Genomic DNA, 17,811 nt, shown 5'->3' with positions numbered 1-17,811 from the left:
ACGGCGCCGAACGGTCCGTCGCAGCAGCGGGTGATCCGGCAGGCCCTGGCCGGTGCCGGGCTGACGGCGGACCAGATCGACGCGGTCGAGGCGCACGGCACGGGCACCCGCCTTGGTGACCCGATCGAGGCACAGGCCCTGCTCGCGACCTATGGCCAGGAGCGGGCCGACGACCGGCCGCTCTGGCTCGGCTCGGTGAAGTCCAACCTCGGGCACACCCAGGCCGCGGCCGGTGCCGCCGGTGTGATCAAGATGGTGCTCGCGATGCAGCACGGCGTCCTGCCGCGGACCCTGCACGTGGACGCGCCGACCCCGCACGTCGACTGGACGGCCGGCAGCGTCTCGCTGCTGACCGAGAACGTCGACTGGCCGGAGACCGGCCGCCCGCGCCGTGTGGGCATCTCCGCCTTCGGCATCAGCGGGACGAATGCCCACACGATCCTGGAGCAGGCCCCGGTGGTCGAGGAGGCCCCGGAGGACGCCGCGGCGACCGTGCCGGTGCTGCCGGTGGTGCTGTCCGCCAAGAGCGAGACCGCACTGCGGGCCCAGGCCGAGCGCGTCATCGCCGTTGTCGAGGAGCAGCCCGAGGCCCGGCTCGCCGACCTGGCGCTTTCCGCGGCAGTCGGCCGGGCTTCGCTCGAACACCGGGCGGCCGTGCTGGCCGAGGACCGGACGGAACTGCTGGCGGGCCTCCGGGCCCTGGCCACGGGCGGCTCGGGCGCGAACGCGCTCCACGGCACGGTGGTGGAGGGGCGGACGGCGTTCCTGTTCACCGGTCAGGGCAGCCAGCGCGTCGGGATGGGGGAGGAGCTGTACGGCGCGTTCCCGGTGTTCGCGGACGCGTTCGATGCGGTGTGTGCGCACCTGGACCAGTTCCTGGACCGTCCGCTGCGTGAGGCGATCGCGGACGGGACGTTGATCGATGAGACGGGTTGGGCTCAGCCGGCGCTGTTCGCGCTGGAGGTGGCGCTGTTCCGGCTGGTGGAGTCGTGGGGTCTGACCCCGGACGTGCTGGCCGGGCATTCGATCGGTGAGCTGGCTGCCGCCCATGTCGCGGGTGTGTTCTCGCTGGCGGATGCCGCGAGGCTGGTGGCGGCTCGGGCCGGGTTGATGCAGGCGCTGCCGCGTGGCGGTGCGATGGTCGCGGTGCAGGCGAGCGAGGCCGAGGTGCTGCCGCTGCTGACCGAGGGTGTCGGGATCGCCGCGGTCAACGGGCCCACCTCCGTGGTGGTCTCGGGTGCCGAGGATGCGGTGCTGGCCGTGGTCGCGCGGTTGGAGGGTCGGAAGTCCAAGCGGCTGACGGTCAGTCATGCGTTCCATTCGCCGCTGATGGACGGCATGCTCGCGGACTTCCGTGCCGTTGCCGAGCAGGTCACCTACGAACTTCCGCGGATTCCGATTGTCTCCACTCTCACGGGCGCTCCTGTCTCCGCCGAGCTGACCGACGCCGGGTACTGGGTGCGCCACGTCCGTGAGGCCGTCCGTTTCGCGGACGCGGTCACCGCCCTGGAGGCGGATGGTGTCCGGACGTTCGTCGAGTTGGGTCCGGACGGGGTGCTGTCCGCGATGGGTCAGGAGTCCGTGGCCGAGGCCGTGTTCGTCCCGGTGCTCCGCGCCGGCCGCCCGGAGGCCCGCACGCTCACGGCGGCCCTGGCCCAGGCGCACGTCCGCGGTCTCGCGGTCGACTGGCAGGCCGTGTTCGCCGGTACCGGCGCGCGCCGGGTCGACCTGCCTACCTACCCCTTCCAACGGCAGCGGTACTGGCCTGAGGCCCCGGTCTCCGTCGCGGCCGCCGTGCACGGCGCGGCGGGCCAGGGCGGCGACCCGGTGGACGCCCGGTTCTGGGAGGCGGTGGAGAGCGAGGATCTGACCACGCTGGCGGCGACCCTGGAGGTGGACGCCTCGGACGAACGGTCCCCGCTGACCGCCCTGGCGCCCGTCCTGCCGGTTCTCTCGGCCTGGCGACGCCAGCAGCGCGAGCAGCACCTGGTGGACGGCTGGCGCTACCGGGTGGTCTGGCGGCCGCTGGCCGACGCCTCGTACGACGGGGTGCTGACCGGTGACTGGCTGCTGGTCGTCCCGGCGGACGGTACGCTCCCGCAGGCCGCGCGGCAGTGGACCGCCGCCGTCGAGCGGGCCCTGTCGGACGGCGGGGCGCGGGTGCGGCGGATCGCGGTCGATGCCGGCACGTGCGAGCGCGCCGCGCTCGCCGATGAGCTGCGCGCTGCCTGGGACGCGGCAGGGGGGACTCCGGCGGGTGTCCTGTCGTTGCTCGCCGTGGACGAGGAGCAGCACCCCGTCCACCCGGCGCTCGCCGCCGGGCCGGCCGCGACCGCGGTGCTCGTCCAGGCCCTCGGCGACGCCGGGATCGGCGCCCCGCTGTGGTGTGCGACGCGCGGAGCGGTGGCGACGGGTGCGGCCCAGGGCGTGCTGAGCCCGGTTCAGGCGCAGGTCTGGGGTCTGGGCCGGACGGTGGCCCTGGAGCACCCCGAGCGCTGGGGCGGTCTGGTCGACCTGCCGGTGACGGTGGACGACCGGGCGGCGGCCCGCCTGGCGGGCGTGCTGTCCGCCGGGGACGGCGAGGACCAGCTGGCGGTGCGCCGTTCCGGGGTGCTGGCCCGGCGCCTGGTGCGCGCCGAACGGCCCGTTGCCCCGACGGCTCCGTGGCGGCCGCGCGGCACGGTGCTGGTCACCGGCGGCACCGGCGCGCTCGGTTCGGAGGTGGCCCGCTGGCTGGCCCGCAACGGCGCTGAGCACCTGGTGCTCACCGGCCGGCGCGGCGCCGAGGCCCCCGGTGCGGTCCGGCTGCGCGACGAACTGGCGGCCACCGGAGTCCGGGTGACCCTGGAGGCCTGCGACGCGTCCGACCGCGAGGCGGTGGAGTCGCTGGTCAAGCGCTTGCTCGTCGGCGAGGACGGCCTGCCGCTGCGCGCGGTGGTGCATGCCGCCGGCGTCACCCAGGACACCGCCCTGATGGACAGCGACCTCGCCGAACTGGCGGCGGTCGTGGACGCCAAGGTGTCCGGGGCGGTCCACCTCGACGCGGCCCTGGGCGCCACCGAGCTGGACGCCTTCGTCCTCTTCTCCTCGATCGCGGGCGTGTGGGGCAGCGGCGGGCAGACCGGCTACGCGGCCGCCAACGCCTTCCTCGACGCCCTCGCCGAGCGGCGCCGTGCCGCCGGACTCGCCGCCACCTCGGTGGCGTGGGGGCCCTGGGGCGGCATCGGCATGGCGGCCGAGGACGCCGCCGCTGCCGAGCAGCTGCGCCGGCGCGGCCTGCGGGTGATGGCGCCGGAGCTCGGCATCGCCGCGCTCCAGCAGGCGCTGGACCACAGGGAGACGGCGCTGACGGTGGCGGACGTGGACTGGGCGCTGTTCGCGCCGGCCTTCACCGCCGCTCGCCCGCGGCCGCTGATCGGCGACCTGCCCGAGGTCGGCGAGGCGCTGGAGGGTGCCACCGCGGGTCCGGAGGCGGGCACCGCCGAGCAGTCCGCGGCCTTCCAGGAGCAGCTGCGGTCGCTGCCCGCCGCCGAGCGGGAGCGGGCGCTGCTCGACCTGGTCCGCGGCGAGGTCGCCGCCGTCCTCGGCTACGCCGGGGCTGCGGCGGTCGAGGCTGCGAGGGCGTTCACCGAGCTGGGCTTCGACTCGCTGACCGCGGTCGAGCTGCGCAACCGGCTCGGCACCGCCGTCGGCCTCCGGCTGCCCACCAGCCTGGTGTTCGACTACCCGAACCCGACCGTGCTCGCCGCCCACCTGCGGGCCGAGATCGCCGGCGACGACGACACCGGGGCGGGCTCGGCGCTCGCCGAACTCGACGCGCTCGACCGGACGCTGTCCGCCGTCGCCTCGGACCACGCCGACCGCGCTCGCGTCACCGCCCGCCTCCAGGCCCTGCTGGCCAAGTGGAACGCGGCCGGCGGCGCGGTGGACGAGGCCGACGAGGACGAGCTGGACGACGTGTCCGCCGACGACCTCCTCGACCTCATCGACAAGGAATTCGGCAGGTCCTGACCGTGCACCCCGTGTACGCCGGGGCGGGCCGCGCCCGCCCCGGCACCCCGTCGGCGTCCCCCCTGTCCGGGGCGCCGACCTCCCCCGGCACCCCTGCCGGCCCGATCACCACCCTCCGCTCGACCTCTCCGTCCCCTTGCGCGACGAGCGCGATCCACCCGGCACCTTCGAAGGCGGCCCGCTGATGGCAGACGAAAAGAAGCTCCTCGACCACCTCAAGTGGATGACCGCCGAGCTGCGCCGGGCCAACCGCCGGCTGCGCGAGGTCGAGGAGGCGGAGCAGGAGCCGATCGCGATCGTCGCGATGAGCTGCCGCCTGCCCGGCGGCGTCCGCTCGCCGGAGGACCTGTGGCAGCTGGTGTCCACCGGCACCGACGCGATCTCGCCGTTCCCCGCCGACCGAGGCTGGGACGTCGAGAACCTCTACCACCCGGACCCGGACCACCCGGGTACCTTCTACGCGAGCGGGGGCGGATTCCTGCACGGCGCCGCCGAGTTCGACGCCGAGTTCTTCGGGATCTCGCCCCGCGAGGCGCTCGCGATGGACCCGCAGCAGCGGCTGATGCTGGAGGCCTCCTGGGAGGTCTTCGAGCGGGCCGGCATCGACCCGGCGTCGCTGCGCGGCAGCCGCACCGGCGTGTACGTCGGCGGCAGCTACCAGGGGTACGGCTCGGAGCTGCGCGAGGTGCCCGAGGGCGTCGAGGGGCGGCTGCTGACCGGCAATGCGACCAGTGTGCTCTCCGGCCGGATCGCCTACACGCTGGGCCTGGAGGGCCCGGCGGCCACCCTGGACACCGCCTGCTCGTCCTCGCTGGTGGCACTCCACTGGGCCTGCCAGGCGCTGCGCGACGGTGACTGCGCGCAGGCCCTGGTCGGCGGTGTGACGGTGATGGCGACGCCGGACGTGTTCGTCGAGTTCAGCCGCCAGCGGGGCCTGGCCGCCGACGGCCGCTGCAAGTCCTTCGCGGGCGCGGCGGACGGCACCGGCTGGTCCGAGGGCGTCGCCGTCCTGCTGGTCGAGCGGCTCTCCGACGCCCGCCGCAACGGGCACCCGGTGCTCGCCGTGGTCCGCGGTTCGGCGATCAACCAGGACGGCGCGTCCAACGGCCTGACCGCGCCGAACGGCCCGGCCCAGCAGCGGGTGATCCGCCAGGCGCTGGCCGACGCCCGGCTCGCCCCCGCCGACGTGGACGCGGTGGAGGCGCACGGCACCGGCACCGTCCTCGGCGACCCGATCGAGGCGCAGGCGCTGCTCGCCACCTACGGCCAGGAGAGGCCGGCCGAACAGCCGCTGTGGCTCGGCTCGTTGAAGTCGAACATCGGCCACACCCAGTCCGCCGCCGGTGTCGCCGGCGTGATCAAGATGGTCATGGCGATGCGCCACGGCCTGCTCCCGCAGACCCTGCACGTGGACGAGCCGTCCCCGCACGTCGACTGGACGGCGGGTGCGGTCGAGCTGCTGACCGAGCCCCGTCCCTGGCCCGAGACCGGGCAGCCGCGCCGGGCCGCAGTCTCCTCGTTCGGCGTCAGCGGCACCAATGCCCACACCATCCTGGAGCAGGCCCCCGAGCCCGCCGAGGACCCGGACGCCTCGGCCCCGGCCGCCGCGCCGGTGGCCCTCGCCGCGGACCGCGCCAACCGTACGGCCGTGCCGTGGCTGCTCTCCGCGCGCAGCGCCGACGCCCTCCCGGTGCAGGCCGCCCGACTGCTGGCCCACTTGGACACCGTGTCCGAGGCCGATCCGCTCGACATCGGCTACTCGCTGGCCACCACCAGGGCCGCGCTGCCGCACCGTGCCGCCCTGGTCGCCACGGACACCGATGAGCTGCGGCGTTCGCTCCGCGCCCTCGCCGAGGGCGAGCGCGGGCAGGCGCTCCAGGATATCGTCGCCGACGGGCCGTCCGCCTTCCTGTTCACCGGCCAGGGCAGCCAGCGGGTGGGGATGGGTGGGGAGTTGTACGTGGCCCACCGTGTGTTCGCCGCGGCTTTCGACGAGGTCTGTGCCGAGCTGGACGGTCATCTGGATCGTCCGCTGCGTGAGGCGATCGCCGATGAGGCGCTGATCCATGAGACGGGTTACGCGCAGCCGGCCTTGTTCGCGGTGGAGGTGGCGCTGTTCCGGCTGGTCGAGTCCTGGGGTGTGCGGCCTGACCTCCTGGCCGGGCATTCGATCGGTGAGATCGCCGCCGCGCACGTCGCCGGGGTGTTCTCGCTGGCGGATGCGTGCAAGCTGGTGGCCGCGCGCGGCCGGCTGATGCAGGCGCTGCCGCGCGGCGGCGCGATGGTGGCTGTGGAGGCCGCCGAGGGCGAGGTCCTGCCCCTGCTGCTCGGGCGCGGCGACGAGCTGGGCATTGCCGCCGTCAACGGGCCTTCCTCCGTGGTGGTTTCCGGCGACGAGCGGGCGGTCCTGGAGCTGGCTGCCGACTGGGAGGCCCAGGGTCGGAAGACCAAGCGGCTGACGGTCAGTCATGCGTTCCATTCGTCGTTGATGGACGGGATGGTGGACGCGTTCCGTGCGGTGGCCGGGCAGGTGGTGTTCGAGGTGCCGCGGATCCCGGTCGTGTCGACGTTGACGGGTGCGCTCGTCTCGGCCGAGCTGACGGATCCCGAGTACTGGGTGCGGCATGTCCGGGAGACGGTCCGGTTCGCCGATGCGGTGCAGGTGCTGGAGGCACAGGGCGTCCGGACATTCGTGGAGCTCGGGCCGGACGGGGTGCTCTCGGCCATGGGCCAGGAGTCCGCGGCCGAGGCCGTGTTCGTCCCGCTGCTGCGCGCCGGCCGCCCCGAGACCGAGACGCTGACCAGCGCCGTGGCGCGTGCCCACCTGCGCGGCGTCACCGTCGACTGGGCCGCGTTCTACGCCGGAAGCGGCGCACGGCGGGTGGAGCTGCCGACCTACGGCTTCCGCCCCGGACGGTACTGGCTGGAGTCGGGCGGCCCCGTCCCGGCCGGGCTGCCGGCCGACCCGGTGGATGCCCGGTTCTGGGAGGCCGTGGAGAGCGAGGACCTCGCTGCGCTCGCCGAGACCCTCGGCGTGGAGGACGGCGACCGCCTCGGCGACGCGCTCCCGATGCTGGCGGCGTGGCGGCGGCGCAGCCGTGAGGCGACAGTGGTCGACGGCTGGCGCTACCGGGTGGCCTGGCGGCCGCTGGTGGAGTCGGCGGACGGGCTGTCGGGTGTGTGGCTGGTGGCGGCCGGCGCTGGGGAGCTGGCCGGGGTGCTGACCGGTCGGGGCGCGGAGGTGCGGGTCTTCGAGGCCGGCACGGCCGATCGCGGTGTACTGGTGGGCGAGTTGCGGTCGGTGCTGGCCGATGGTGCGGCAGTGGCGGGCATTGTGCTCCCGGCTGCCGCACCGGGCGAGGTGTTGGCTCTCGTTCAGGCGCTGGGCGATGCCGGTGTCGCTGCGCCGCTGTGGTGTGTCACGCGGGGCGCGGTGGCCACTGGGCGTTCGGAGCGGGTGGCCGATCCGGTGCAGGCGCAGGTGTGGGGCCTGGGCCGGGTCGTCGCGCTGGAACATCCGGAGCGGTGGGGTGGTCTGGTCGATCTGCCCGTGGACGCGGACGAGCGGGCCTTCGGCCGGCTGGCCGGTGTGCTGGCCGATGCCGGTGAGGATCAGGTCGCGGTCCGCGCGTCCGGTGTCTTCGGCCGCCGTCTGGTCCGTGCTGCGCGTGGGGAGGGCTCGGCGTGGTCGCCGTCCGGGACAGTGCTGGTCACTGGCGGGACGGGTGCGCTGGGTGCGCAGGTCGCGCGCTGGCTGGCCCGCAACGGTGCCGGGCACCTGGTGCTGACCAGCCGCCGTGGCCCGGATGCCCCGGGGGCTTCCGAGCTCCGCGACGAGCTGACCGCCCTTGGCGCGGCCGTGACCGTGGCGGCCTGTGATGTCGCCGACCGCGAGGCGCTGGCGGGCCTGTTGGCCGAGCACGAGCTGTCGGCGGTCTTCCACACGGCCGGCGTTCTGGACGACGGCGTGATCGACGCACTGACCGCCGAGCGGCTGGCATCGGTGGCCCTGCCGAAGGTGGACGCCGCGCGCAACCTCCACGAGCTGACCAGCGGTCACGACCTCTCGGCCTTCGTGCTGTTCTCCTCGACGGCCGGGACGATCGGCAGTGCAGGTCAGGGCAACTACGCCGCGGCCAACGCCTACCTGGATGCGCTCGCCGAGCAGCGGCGGGCCGACGGACTGCCCGCGACCTCGATCGCCTGGGGTCCGTGGGCCGAGGCGGGCATGGCGACCGACGACCGGCTCGCCGTGCGCCTGCGCCGCGAGGGTGTGCCCCCGATGGCTCCCGACCTCGCCATGACCGCGCTTCAGCAGGCACTGGAGAACGGCGACACTGCGCTCGCCGTCGCCGACATCGTCTGGGAGCGGCTGCTCGACGGCACGACGGTGCCCGTCCCCCTCTTCGCCGAGATCCCCGAGGCCGGCCGCTCCACCTCCGCGCAGTCCGAGCCCGACCGCCCCGAGGGCCCGTCCGACGGACTTGCCGGCCGCCTGGCCGGGCTGGCCCCCGACGACCGGGCCGCCGTCCTGCTGGATCTGGTCCGCACCGAGGTGGCCGGGGTGCTCGGCTACGCGGAGGCGGACGCGGTGGACGCGGGCCGGGCCTTCCGCGAGCTGGGCTTCGACTCGCTGACCGCCGTCGAGCTGCGCAACCGCCTCACCGTCGTCACCGGCCTGAGCCTGCCCTCCACACTGGTCTTCGACTACCCGACCGTCACCGCCCTCGCCGGCCACCTCGGGACCGAGGTCCTCGGCCACGCCGAATCGGCGGTCCCGGAGACCAGCGGTGCCCACTTCGCCGGCTCCGCCACCGACGAGCCCATCGCGATCGTGGCCATGAGCTGCCGTTTCCCCGGCGGGGTCGGCTCACCGGAGGAGCTGTGGCAGCTGCTGCTCGACGGCGGTGACGCCGTCTCCGGGTTCCCCACCGACCGGGGCTGGGACCTCGCCGCCCTGCACGGTGACGGGCCCGGCCGGGCCGGTACCAGGGAGGGCGGATTCCTGCACGACGCCGCCGAGTTCGACCCGGTCTTCTTCGGGATCTCGCCGCGCGAGGCGCTCGCCATGGACCCCCAGCAGCGGCTGCTGCTGGAGACCTCCTGGGAGGCGTTCGAGCGGGCGGGCATCGACCCGGCCGCGCTGCGCGGCAGCCGGACCGGCGTCTTCGTCGGCACCAACGGCCAGGACTACCTGACCCTTGCCGCCAACTCCTCCGACGACCTGGAGGGGCGGCTCGGCACGGGCACGGCGGCAAGTGTCGTCTCCGGACGGCTGTCGTACACCTTCGGTCTGGAGGGCCCGGCGGTCACCGTCGACACCGCCTGCTCCTCCTCGCTGGTCGCGCTGCACCTGGCGGGCCAGGCTCTGCGGGCCGGGGAGTGCTCGCTCGCCCTGGTGGGCGGCGTCACGGTGATGTCGACGCCGGGTGCGTTCGTCGAGTTCAGCCGGCAGGGCGGTCTGGCGGCCGACGGCCGCTGCAAGGCGTTCGCGGCCGGCGCGGACGGCACCGGCTGGGGCGAGGGCGTCGGTCTGCTGCTGGTCGAGCGGCTCTCCGACGCCGAACGGAACGGCCACCGGGTGCTGGCCGTCGTCCGCGGTTCCGCCGTCAACCAGGACGGCGCCTCCAACGGCCTCACCGCCCCGAACGGGCCCTCCCAGCAGCGGGTCATCCGCCAGGCACTCGCCTCCGCCCGCCTCGGCGCCGCCGACGTGGACGCCGTCGAGGCGCACGGCACCGGCACCCGGCTCGGCGACCCGATCGAGGCCCAGGCGCTGCTCGCCACCTACGGCCAGGACCGCACCGGTGCGCAGCCGCTCCGGCTCGGCTCGGTGAAGTCCAACATCGGCCACACCCAGGCCGCCGCCGGTGTCGCGGGCGTCATCAAGATGGTGCTGGCGATGCAGCACGGCGTCCTGCCGCGCACCCTGCACATCGACGCGCCGTCCACCGAGGTCGACTGGTCGGCCGGGGCCGTGGAACTGCTGACGCAGAACACGGCGTGGCCGCGGACCGGCCGCCCCCGCCGCGCGGCGGTCTCCTCGTTCGGCATGAGCGGCACCAACGCGCACGTCGTCCTGGAGCAGGCACAGGAGCCGGAGCCGGCCGTCGCCGAGCCGGGCCCGGCCGCACCGCCGGTCTGGCCGGTGCCGCTGTCGGCCCCCACGGAGGACGGCCTGAGGGCCCAGGCCGAGCGGCTGCTGCGAGCGGTGGCCACCGGCGCCGCGCCCGGCGACGCCGCGTACTCGCTGGCCACCGGCCGCTCCGCGATGGAGCACCGGGCGGTCGTGGTGGCTGCCGACGAGCAGGGGTTGATGCGGGGTCTACAGGGGTTGGCCGCCGGCACTCCCGGTGCGACTGTGGTCCGGGGCTCGGCCACGGGCGGCAAACTCGCCTTCCTCTTCACCGGCCAGGGCAGTCAGCGGCGGGGCATGGGAGCTGAGTTGTACGAGACGTACCCGGTGTTCGCCGAGGCTCTCGACGCGGTCTGCGCGGAGCTGGACGGCCACCTGGAGCGTCCGCTGCGCGAGGCGATCGCGGACGCCGAGCTGATCGACGAGACGGCGTACACCCAGCCCGCGCTGTTCGCGCTCGAGGTCGCGCTGTTCCGCCTGCTGGAGTCGTGGGGTCTGCGCCCCGACGCGCTGGCCGGTCACTCCATCGGCGAGCTGGCCGCCGCCCACGTCGCGGGCGTGTTCTCGCTGGCGGACGCGGCGCGGCTGGTCGCGGCGCGCGGGCGGTTGATGCAGGCGCTGCCGCGCGGCGGCGCGATGGTGGCGGTGGAGGCGGCGGAGGACGAGGTGCTGCCGCTGCTGGCCGAAGGCGTCGGCATCGCCGCGGTCAACGGCCCGACCTCCGTGGTGATCTCGGGCGCCGAGAGCGCCGTGCTCGAAATCGCCGAGAAGCTCGCCGCCGACGCACGCCGCACCAAGCGACTGACCGTCAGCCACGCCTTCCACTCGCCGCTGATGGACGGCATGCTCGACGACTTCCGTGCCGTTGCGGAGCAGGTGGCGTACGAGGCGCCGCGGATCCCGGTCGTCTCGACCCTCACCGGCGCACTCGCCTCCGCCGAGTTGACCGAGCCCGGCTACTGGGTGCGGCACGTCCGCGAGGCCGTCCGCTTCGCCGACGCCGTCCGGACGCTGGAAGCCCAGGGCGTCACCACCTACCTGGAGCTCGGCCCCGACGGCGTCCTCAGCGCCCTCGGCCAGGGCTGCGCCGCCCGGCCCGCCGCCTTCGCCCCGGTGCTGCGCCACGGCCACCCGGAGGCCCGGACGCTGACGACCTCCCTCGCCACCGCCCAGACACGCGGCGCGGCCGTCGACTGGCCCGCGTACTTCGCCGGCAGCGGTGCCCGCCGGATCGACCTGCCGACCTACGCCTTCCAGCGGGAGCGCTACTGGCCCGCGCCCGTGGCAGCGGCCACCGCAGGGGTGACCCGGGAGCCGGATGCGGTGGACGCCCGCTTCTGGGAGGTCGTCGAGCGCGAGGACCTGACCGCGCTCACCGACGAACTGCGGCTCGACGCCGACCAGCCGCTCGGCACCGCCCTCCCGGCGATCGCCGCCTGGCGCCGCCGCAGCCGCGAGCAGTCCACCGCGGACGGTTGGCGCTACCGTGCCGTCTGGCGGCCGGTCACCGAACCGGCCGCCCCGGTGTCCGGCAGCTGGCTGCTGGTGGTCCCCGCCGGGACCGACACGGCCGACCGCACCGCCGAGGTGTCGGCCGCGCTCACCCGCGAAGACGCCGACGTCCGGGTGGTCACCTGGGCCGTCGGCGACGACGACCGCGCAGCACTGGCCGCCCGGCTTCGCGAGGAGGCCGAGGCCGGCACGCCGTCCGGGGTGCTCTCGCTGCTCGCCCTCGACCCGGCGCCGCACCCCGCCCACCCGGCACTGCCCGCAGGCCTCGCCGCCACCCTCCTCCTGCTGCAGGCCCTCGGCGACGCCGGGCTCGGCGCCCCGCTCTGGTGCGCGACCGCGGGCGCGGTCGGCACCGGGGCCGGCGACCGTCCCACCGCGCCCGAGCAGGCCCAGGTCTGGGGCCTCGGCCGGGTGGCGTCCCTGGAACACCCCGACCGCTGGGGCGGTCTCGTCGACCTGCCCGAGCAGCTCGACGCGCACACCGGTCCGCTGCTGGCCGCCGCCCTCAGCGGCGCCGACGGCGAGGACCAGCTCGCCGTCCGGGCCACCGGCCTCCACGTGCGCCGCCTGGAGCGGGTCACCGGCCGGCCCGAGGGCCCGGCCGTGCCCTGGCGGCCGCGCGGCACCGTGCTCATCACCGGCGGCACCGGCGCCCTCGGCGCCCAGGTGGCCCGCCGGCTGGCCGACGAGGGCGCCGAGCACCTGCTGCTCACCGGCCGCCGAGGCCCCGAGGCCCCCGGCGCCGCCGAGCTGGTCGCCGAACTCGGCGCGCTCGGTGCCCGGGTGACCGTCGCGGCCTGCGACAGCGCCGACCGCGACGCACTGGCCCGGGTGCTCGACGGCATCCCCGCAGACCTGCCGCTGACCGCCGTCGTCCACGCGGCCGGCGTGGTCGCCGACGCGCCGCTCGACGACAGCGGACCGGCGCAACTGGCCGCCGTCGTCGCCGCCAAGGCCGCCGGCGCCGCCCACCTGGACGCCCTGCTCGGCGACCGGGAACTCGACGCCTTCGTCACCTTCTCCTCCGTCGCCGGGGTCTGGGGCAGCGGCGGCCAGGGCGGCTACGCCGCGGCCAACGCCCACCTGGACGCCCTGGTGGAGGCCCGCCGGGCTCGCGGACTGGCCGGCACCTCGGTGGCCTGGGGTCCCTGGGCCGAGGCCGGCATGGCCGCCGGCGCGGACGCCGAGCACCACCTGCGCCGCTTCGGCCTGTCGGTGATGGCCCCGGGCACCGCGCTGCTCGGCCTGTGGCGCGTCCTGGCGGACGGCGAGCCCACCGGCGTCGTCGCTGACGTCGACTGGGCGGCGTTCACGCCCGCCTACACCGCTGCCCGCCGGCGCCCCCTGATCGGCGACCTGGCCGAGGTCAGGGCCGTCCTCGACACGGAGCCGGCCGACGACACCGGCCGGCAGGGCGACGACGACGGCGCCCTGGCTGCCCGGTTGGCCGGGCTCCCGGCCGCCGACCGCGACCGCGCCCTGCTGGAACTGGTGCGCGGCGAGGTGGCCGAGGCCATCGGCTACCCGGACGCCCGGTCCGTCGAACCGGACCGCGCATTCCGGGCGCTCGGCTTCGACTCGCTGACCGCGGTCGAGCTGCGCAACCGGCTCACCCTGGTCACCGGGCTGAAGCTGCCCGCAGGCGTCGTCTTCGACTACCCGACGCCCGCGGCCCTCGCCGAGCACGTCCGGGACCGCCTGTTCCCCGACGGCGCCCGGGAGGCGGCGGTGGACCCGCAGGAGGCACAGCTACGGGAGGCACTCGCCGCGATCCCGTTGGCGCGCTTCCGCGAGGCCGGCCTGCTGGACACCCTGCTCCGGCTCGCCGGTCCCGGCACGGACGGCTCCGCCACCAGCTCCGACGACGAGTTGGACCTGATCGACACGATGGACGTGGCGAGCCTCATCGACATGGCCCTCGACAGCAACGAAACCTGACACGTCCGAAGTGCGGAGCTCACGATGACCACGCCCAACGAGAAGATCGTCGCAGCGCTACGGGCCTCCATCAAGGAGACCGAGCGCCTGCGGCGGCAGAACCAGCAGCTGATCGCGGCCTCGCGCGAGCCGATCGCGATCGTCGGGATGAGCTGCCGGTTCCCCGGGGGCGTGGAGTCTCCGGAGGCTCTGTGGCGGCTCGTCGCCGACGCCGGCGACGCCATCTCCGAGTTCCCCACCGACCGCGGCTGGAACCTCGCCGACCTGTACGACGCGGACCCGGACCGGCCGGGCACCTTCTACGCCCGCGGCGGAGGCTTCCTGCACGATGCCGCCCGGTTCGACCCGGCGTTCTTCGAGATCAGCCCGCGCGAGGCGCTGGCCATGGACCCGCAGCAGCGGCTGCTGCTGGAGACGTCCTGGGAGGTCTTCGAGCGGGCCGGCATCGATCCGACCACGCTGCGCGGCAGCCGGGCCGGCGTCTTCGTGGGCGCCTCCTCGCAGGGGTACAGCGCGGTCGCGGACGACCTGCCGGACGGTGTCGAGGGCTACCTGCTGACGGGCAACGCGGCGGCGGTCGTCTCAGGGCGCCTGTCCTACACCTTCGGCTTCGAGGGGCCGGCGGTCACCGTCGACACCGCCTGCTCCTCCTCGCTGGTCGCCCTGCACCTCGCGGTGCAGGCGCTGCGCAACGGTGAGTGCTCGATGGCGCTCGCGGGCGGTGTGACCGTCCTCGCCACCCCCGACGTGTTCGTCGAGTTCAGCCGCCAGCACGGGCTGGCCTCGGACGGCCGGTGCAAGGCCTTCGCCGCCGCGGCGGACGGCACCGGCTGGTCCGAGGGCGTCGGCATGCTGCTCGTCGAGCGGCTCTCCGACGCGCGACGCAACGGCCACCAGGTACTGGCGGTGGTGCGCGGCAGCGCGGTCAACCAGGACGGTGCGTCCAACGGGCTGACCGCCCCGAACGGCCCGTCGCAGCAACGGGTGATCCGGCAGGCCCTGGAGAGTGCCGGTCTGGCGGCGGATCAGATCGATGCGGTGGAGGCGCACGGCACCGGCACACGACTCGGCGATCCGATCGAGGCGCAGGCCCTGCTGAACACCTACGGCCAGGAGCGGGCCGACGACCGGCCGCTCTGGCTCGGCTCGCTCAAGTCCAACATCGGCCACACCCAGGCTGCCGCCGGTGTCGCCGGCGTGATCAAGATGGTCATGGCGATGCAGCACGGCGTCCTGCCGCGGACCCTGCACGTGGACGAGCCGTCCCCGCACGTCGACTGGACGGCCGGCGCCGTCGAACTGCTGACGGAGAACCGGCCCTGGCCGGAAACCGGTCGGCCGCGCCGGGCTGCCGTCTCCGCGTTCGGTGTGAGCGGGACGAATGCCCACACCGTCCTGGAGCAGGCTCCGGCCGCGGAGGAGGCCGCGGAGGATGACTCGGTGGCCCTGCCGGTGGTGCCGGTGGTGCTTTCGGCGCGGAGCCCGGAGGCGCTTGCGGCGCAGGCGGCGGGGCTGGTGGCGGTGGTCGAGGGCGATGGTGCGCCGAGTGTGGCGGATCTGGGGTTCTCGCTGGCGACGGGCCGGGCGGCGTTCGAGTACCGGGCGGGGTTCGTGGCCTGCGATCGTGCGGAGTTGCTGGCCGGGCTGGCCGCGGTGTCCGGTGGTCAGGCCTCGGTGGTGGAGGGGCGGACGGCGTTCCTGTTCACCGGTCAGGGCAGCCAGCGCGTCGGGATGGGGGAGGAGCTGTACGGCGCGTTCCCGGTGTTCGCGGATGCGTTCGATGCGGTGTGTGCGCACCTGGACCAGTTCCTGGACCGTCCGCTGCGTGAGGCGATCGCCGACGGGACGTTGATCGATGAGACGGGTTGGGCTCAGCCGGCGCTGTTCGCGCTGGAGGTGGCGCTGTTCCGGCTGGTGGAGTCGTGGGGGCTGACCCCGGACGTGTTGGCCGGGCATTCGATCGGTGAGCTGGCTGCCGCCCATGTCGCGGGTGTGTTCTCGCTGGCGGATGCCGCGAGGCTGGTGGCGGCTCGGGCCGGGTTGATGCAGGCGCTGCCGCGCGGCGGTGCGATGGTCGCGGTGCAGGCGAGCGAGGCCGAGGTCCTGCCGCTGCTCACCGGCGGGGTGGGCATCGCCGCCGTCAATGGCCCGACCTCCGTCGTGGTCTCGGGTGCCGAGGATGAGGTGCTCGTGCTGGTCGCGCGGTTGGAGGGTCGCAAGTCCAAGCGGCTGACGGTCAGTCATGCGTTCCACTCGCCGCTGATGGACGGCATGCTCGCGGACTTCCGTGCCGTCGCCGAGCAGATCACCTACGAACTCCCGCGGATTCCGATCGTCTCCACGCTCACGGGCGCTCCTGTCTCCGCCGAGCTGACCGACGCCGGGTACTGGGTGCGCCATGTCCGTGAGGCCGTCCGTTTCGCGGACGCGGTCACCGCCCTGGAGGCGGATGGTGTCCGGACGTTCGTCGAGTTGGGTCCGGACGGTGTGCTGTCGGCGATGGGTCAGGAGTCCGTGGCCGAGGCCGTGTTCGTCCCGGTGCTCCGCGCCGGGCGCCCGGAGGCCCGCACGCTCACGGCGGCCCTGGCCCAGGCGCACGTCCGCGGCCTCGCGGTCGACTGGCAGGCCGTGTTCGCCGGTACCGGCGCCTGCCGGGTCGACCTGCCCACCTACCCCTTCCAACGCCGGCGTTACTGGCTGGAAGGCGGCACGTCGGTCGGCGATGTCGCGTCGATCGGGCTCGGTGCGGCGGGGCACCCGCTGCTCGGTGCGAGTGTGGAGTTGCCGGATTCGGACGGTGTGGTGTTCACCGGCCGGCTGTCGGTGCAGTCGCACCCGTGGCTGGCCGATCACGCGGTGATGGGCGCGGTGCTGCTGCCCGGCACGGCGTTCGTCGAGCTGGCGATCCGCGCCGGTGACCAGGTCGGCTGCGGGCTGCTGGAGGAGCTGACGCTGGAGGCGCCGCTGGTGCTGCCCGAGCGCGGCGGCGTCCAGCTGCGGTTGGCGCTCGCGGGCGTGGACGAGGCGGGCCGGCGGACGCTGAGCCTGCACTCGCGCCCGGAGGAGGCCGTGGAGGGCGAGCCGTGGACGCGGCACGCCACCGGTGTGCTCGCACCCGACAGCACGGCCGCCGTCCCGTCGTTCGAGCTGGTCGAGTGGCCGCCGACCGGTGCGGTGCCGGTTCCCCTCGACGACCTGTACGAGCGGCTGGCCGCGGCCGGGTTCGGGTACGGACCGGTGTTCCAGGGCCTGCGCGCCGCCTGGCGGCACGACGGAGACACCTACGTGGAGGTGGCGCTGCCGGACGACGCACGGGACTCCGCCTCCTCCTTCGGCCTGCACCCGGCGCTGCTGGACTCCGCGCTGCATGCGGTCGCACTCGGCGACCTGCTCGACGACACCGGGCGCGGGCGCCTGCCGTTCTCGTGGAACGGCGTCACCCTGTTCGCCTCGGGCGCCGGCGTGCTGCGGGGCCGGCTGTCCCGCGCCGGCGCGGACGCGATCACGCTGGGACTCGCCGACGAGAGCGGCCGGGCCGTTGCCGAGGTCGGCTCGCTGGTGCTGCGTGAGGTCTCCGAGAGCCAGGTGCGCGGCGGTCCTGCCGAGTCGCCGTACCGGGTGGAGTGGACCGTGCTGCCGGTCTCCCCGGCGCCGACGGGCGACTGGGTCGTGCTCGGCGGGGAAGGCCTCGGCGCCGAGCTGTCCGCCGAGCCGTTCGCCGACCTGGTGCGGCTCCGCGAGGCGGTCGACGGGGGCCGGTCCGTCCCCGACACCGTGCTCCTCCCGCTTCTCGCGACGTCCGACGGCGAGGTGTCCGCCGCGGTCCGCGCCGCGCTGCACGGGGTTTTGGGGACGGTGCAGGAGTGGCTGGCTGATGAGCGGTTCTCGGCGTCGCGTCTGGTCCTGGTGACCCGTGGGGCGGTCGGTGCCGAGGTCGAGGACCTGGTGCACGCCCCGGTGTGGGGCCTGGTGCGCTCGGCGCAGACGGAGAACCCGGACCGGTTCGTCCTCCTGGACGTGGACGGTTCGGAGGTTGCGGATGGCCTGCTGGCGGGGGCGCTGGCCGCCGACGAGCCGGAGCTGGTCGTGCGCGGTGGCGAGGTGCGGGTGCCGCGTCTTTCGAGGGCGGCGGCTGCGTCCTCGGAGGCGGTGTCGGTGTTCGGGTCGTCGGGCACGGTCCTGGTGACGGGTGCGTCGGGTCTGCTGGGCGGGCT

Annotated in this window: 3 protein-coding genes; all 3 read left to right on the top strand. The window is 75.0% G+C overall.

The window, feature by feature from the left end; genetic code table 11:
- A partial coding sequence (locus tag ACIBEC_RS46655; protein WP_360509805.1) for an SDR family NAD(P)-dependent oxidoreductase occupies nt 1-4,011 on the top strand: 4,011 nt, incomplete at its 5' end.
- A gap of 184 nt (nt 4,012-4,195) precedes the next feature.
- Nucleotides 4,196-13,597 (top strand): type I polyketide synthase, encoded by a 9,402-nt coding sequence (locus ACIBEC_RS46650; protein WP_360509806.1) that lies wholly within the window; start codon nt 4,196-4,198, stop codon nt 13,595-13,597.
- A gap of 45 nt (nt 13,598-13,642) precedes the next feature.
- Nucleotides 13,643-17,811, top strand: a 4,169-nt coding sequence (locus ACIBEC_RS46645) for a beta-ketoacyl synthase N-terminal-like domain-containing protein (protein WP_360509807.1), incomplete at its 3' end; no start/stop codon positions are given.

This window comes from Kitasatospora sp. NPDC051164, from assembly GCF_044455625.1.
GTDB lineage: Bacteria > Actinomycetota > Actinomycetes > Streptomycetales > Streptomycetaceae > Kitasatospora.
The sequence above is the reverse complement of the archived record's forward strand: the minus strand, read 5'-3'. Positions and strand labels throughout refer to the sequence as shown.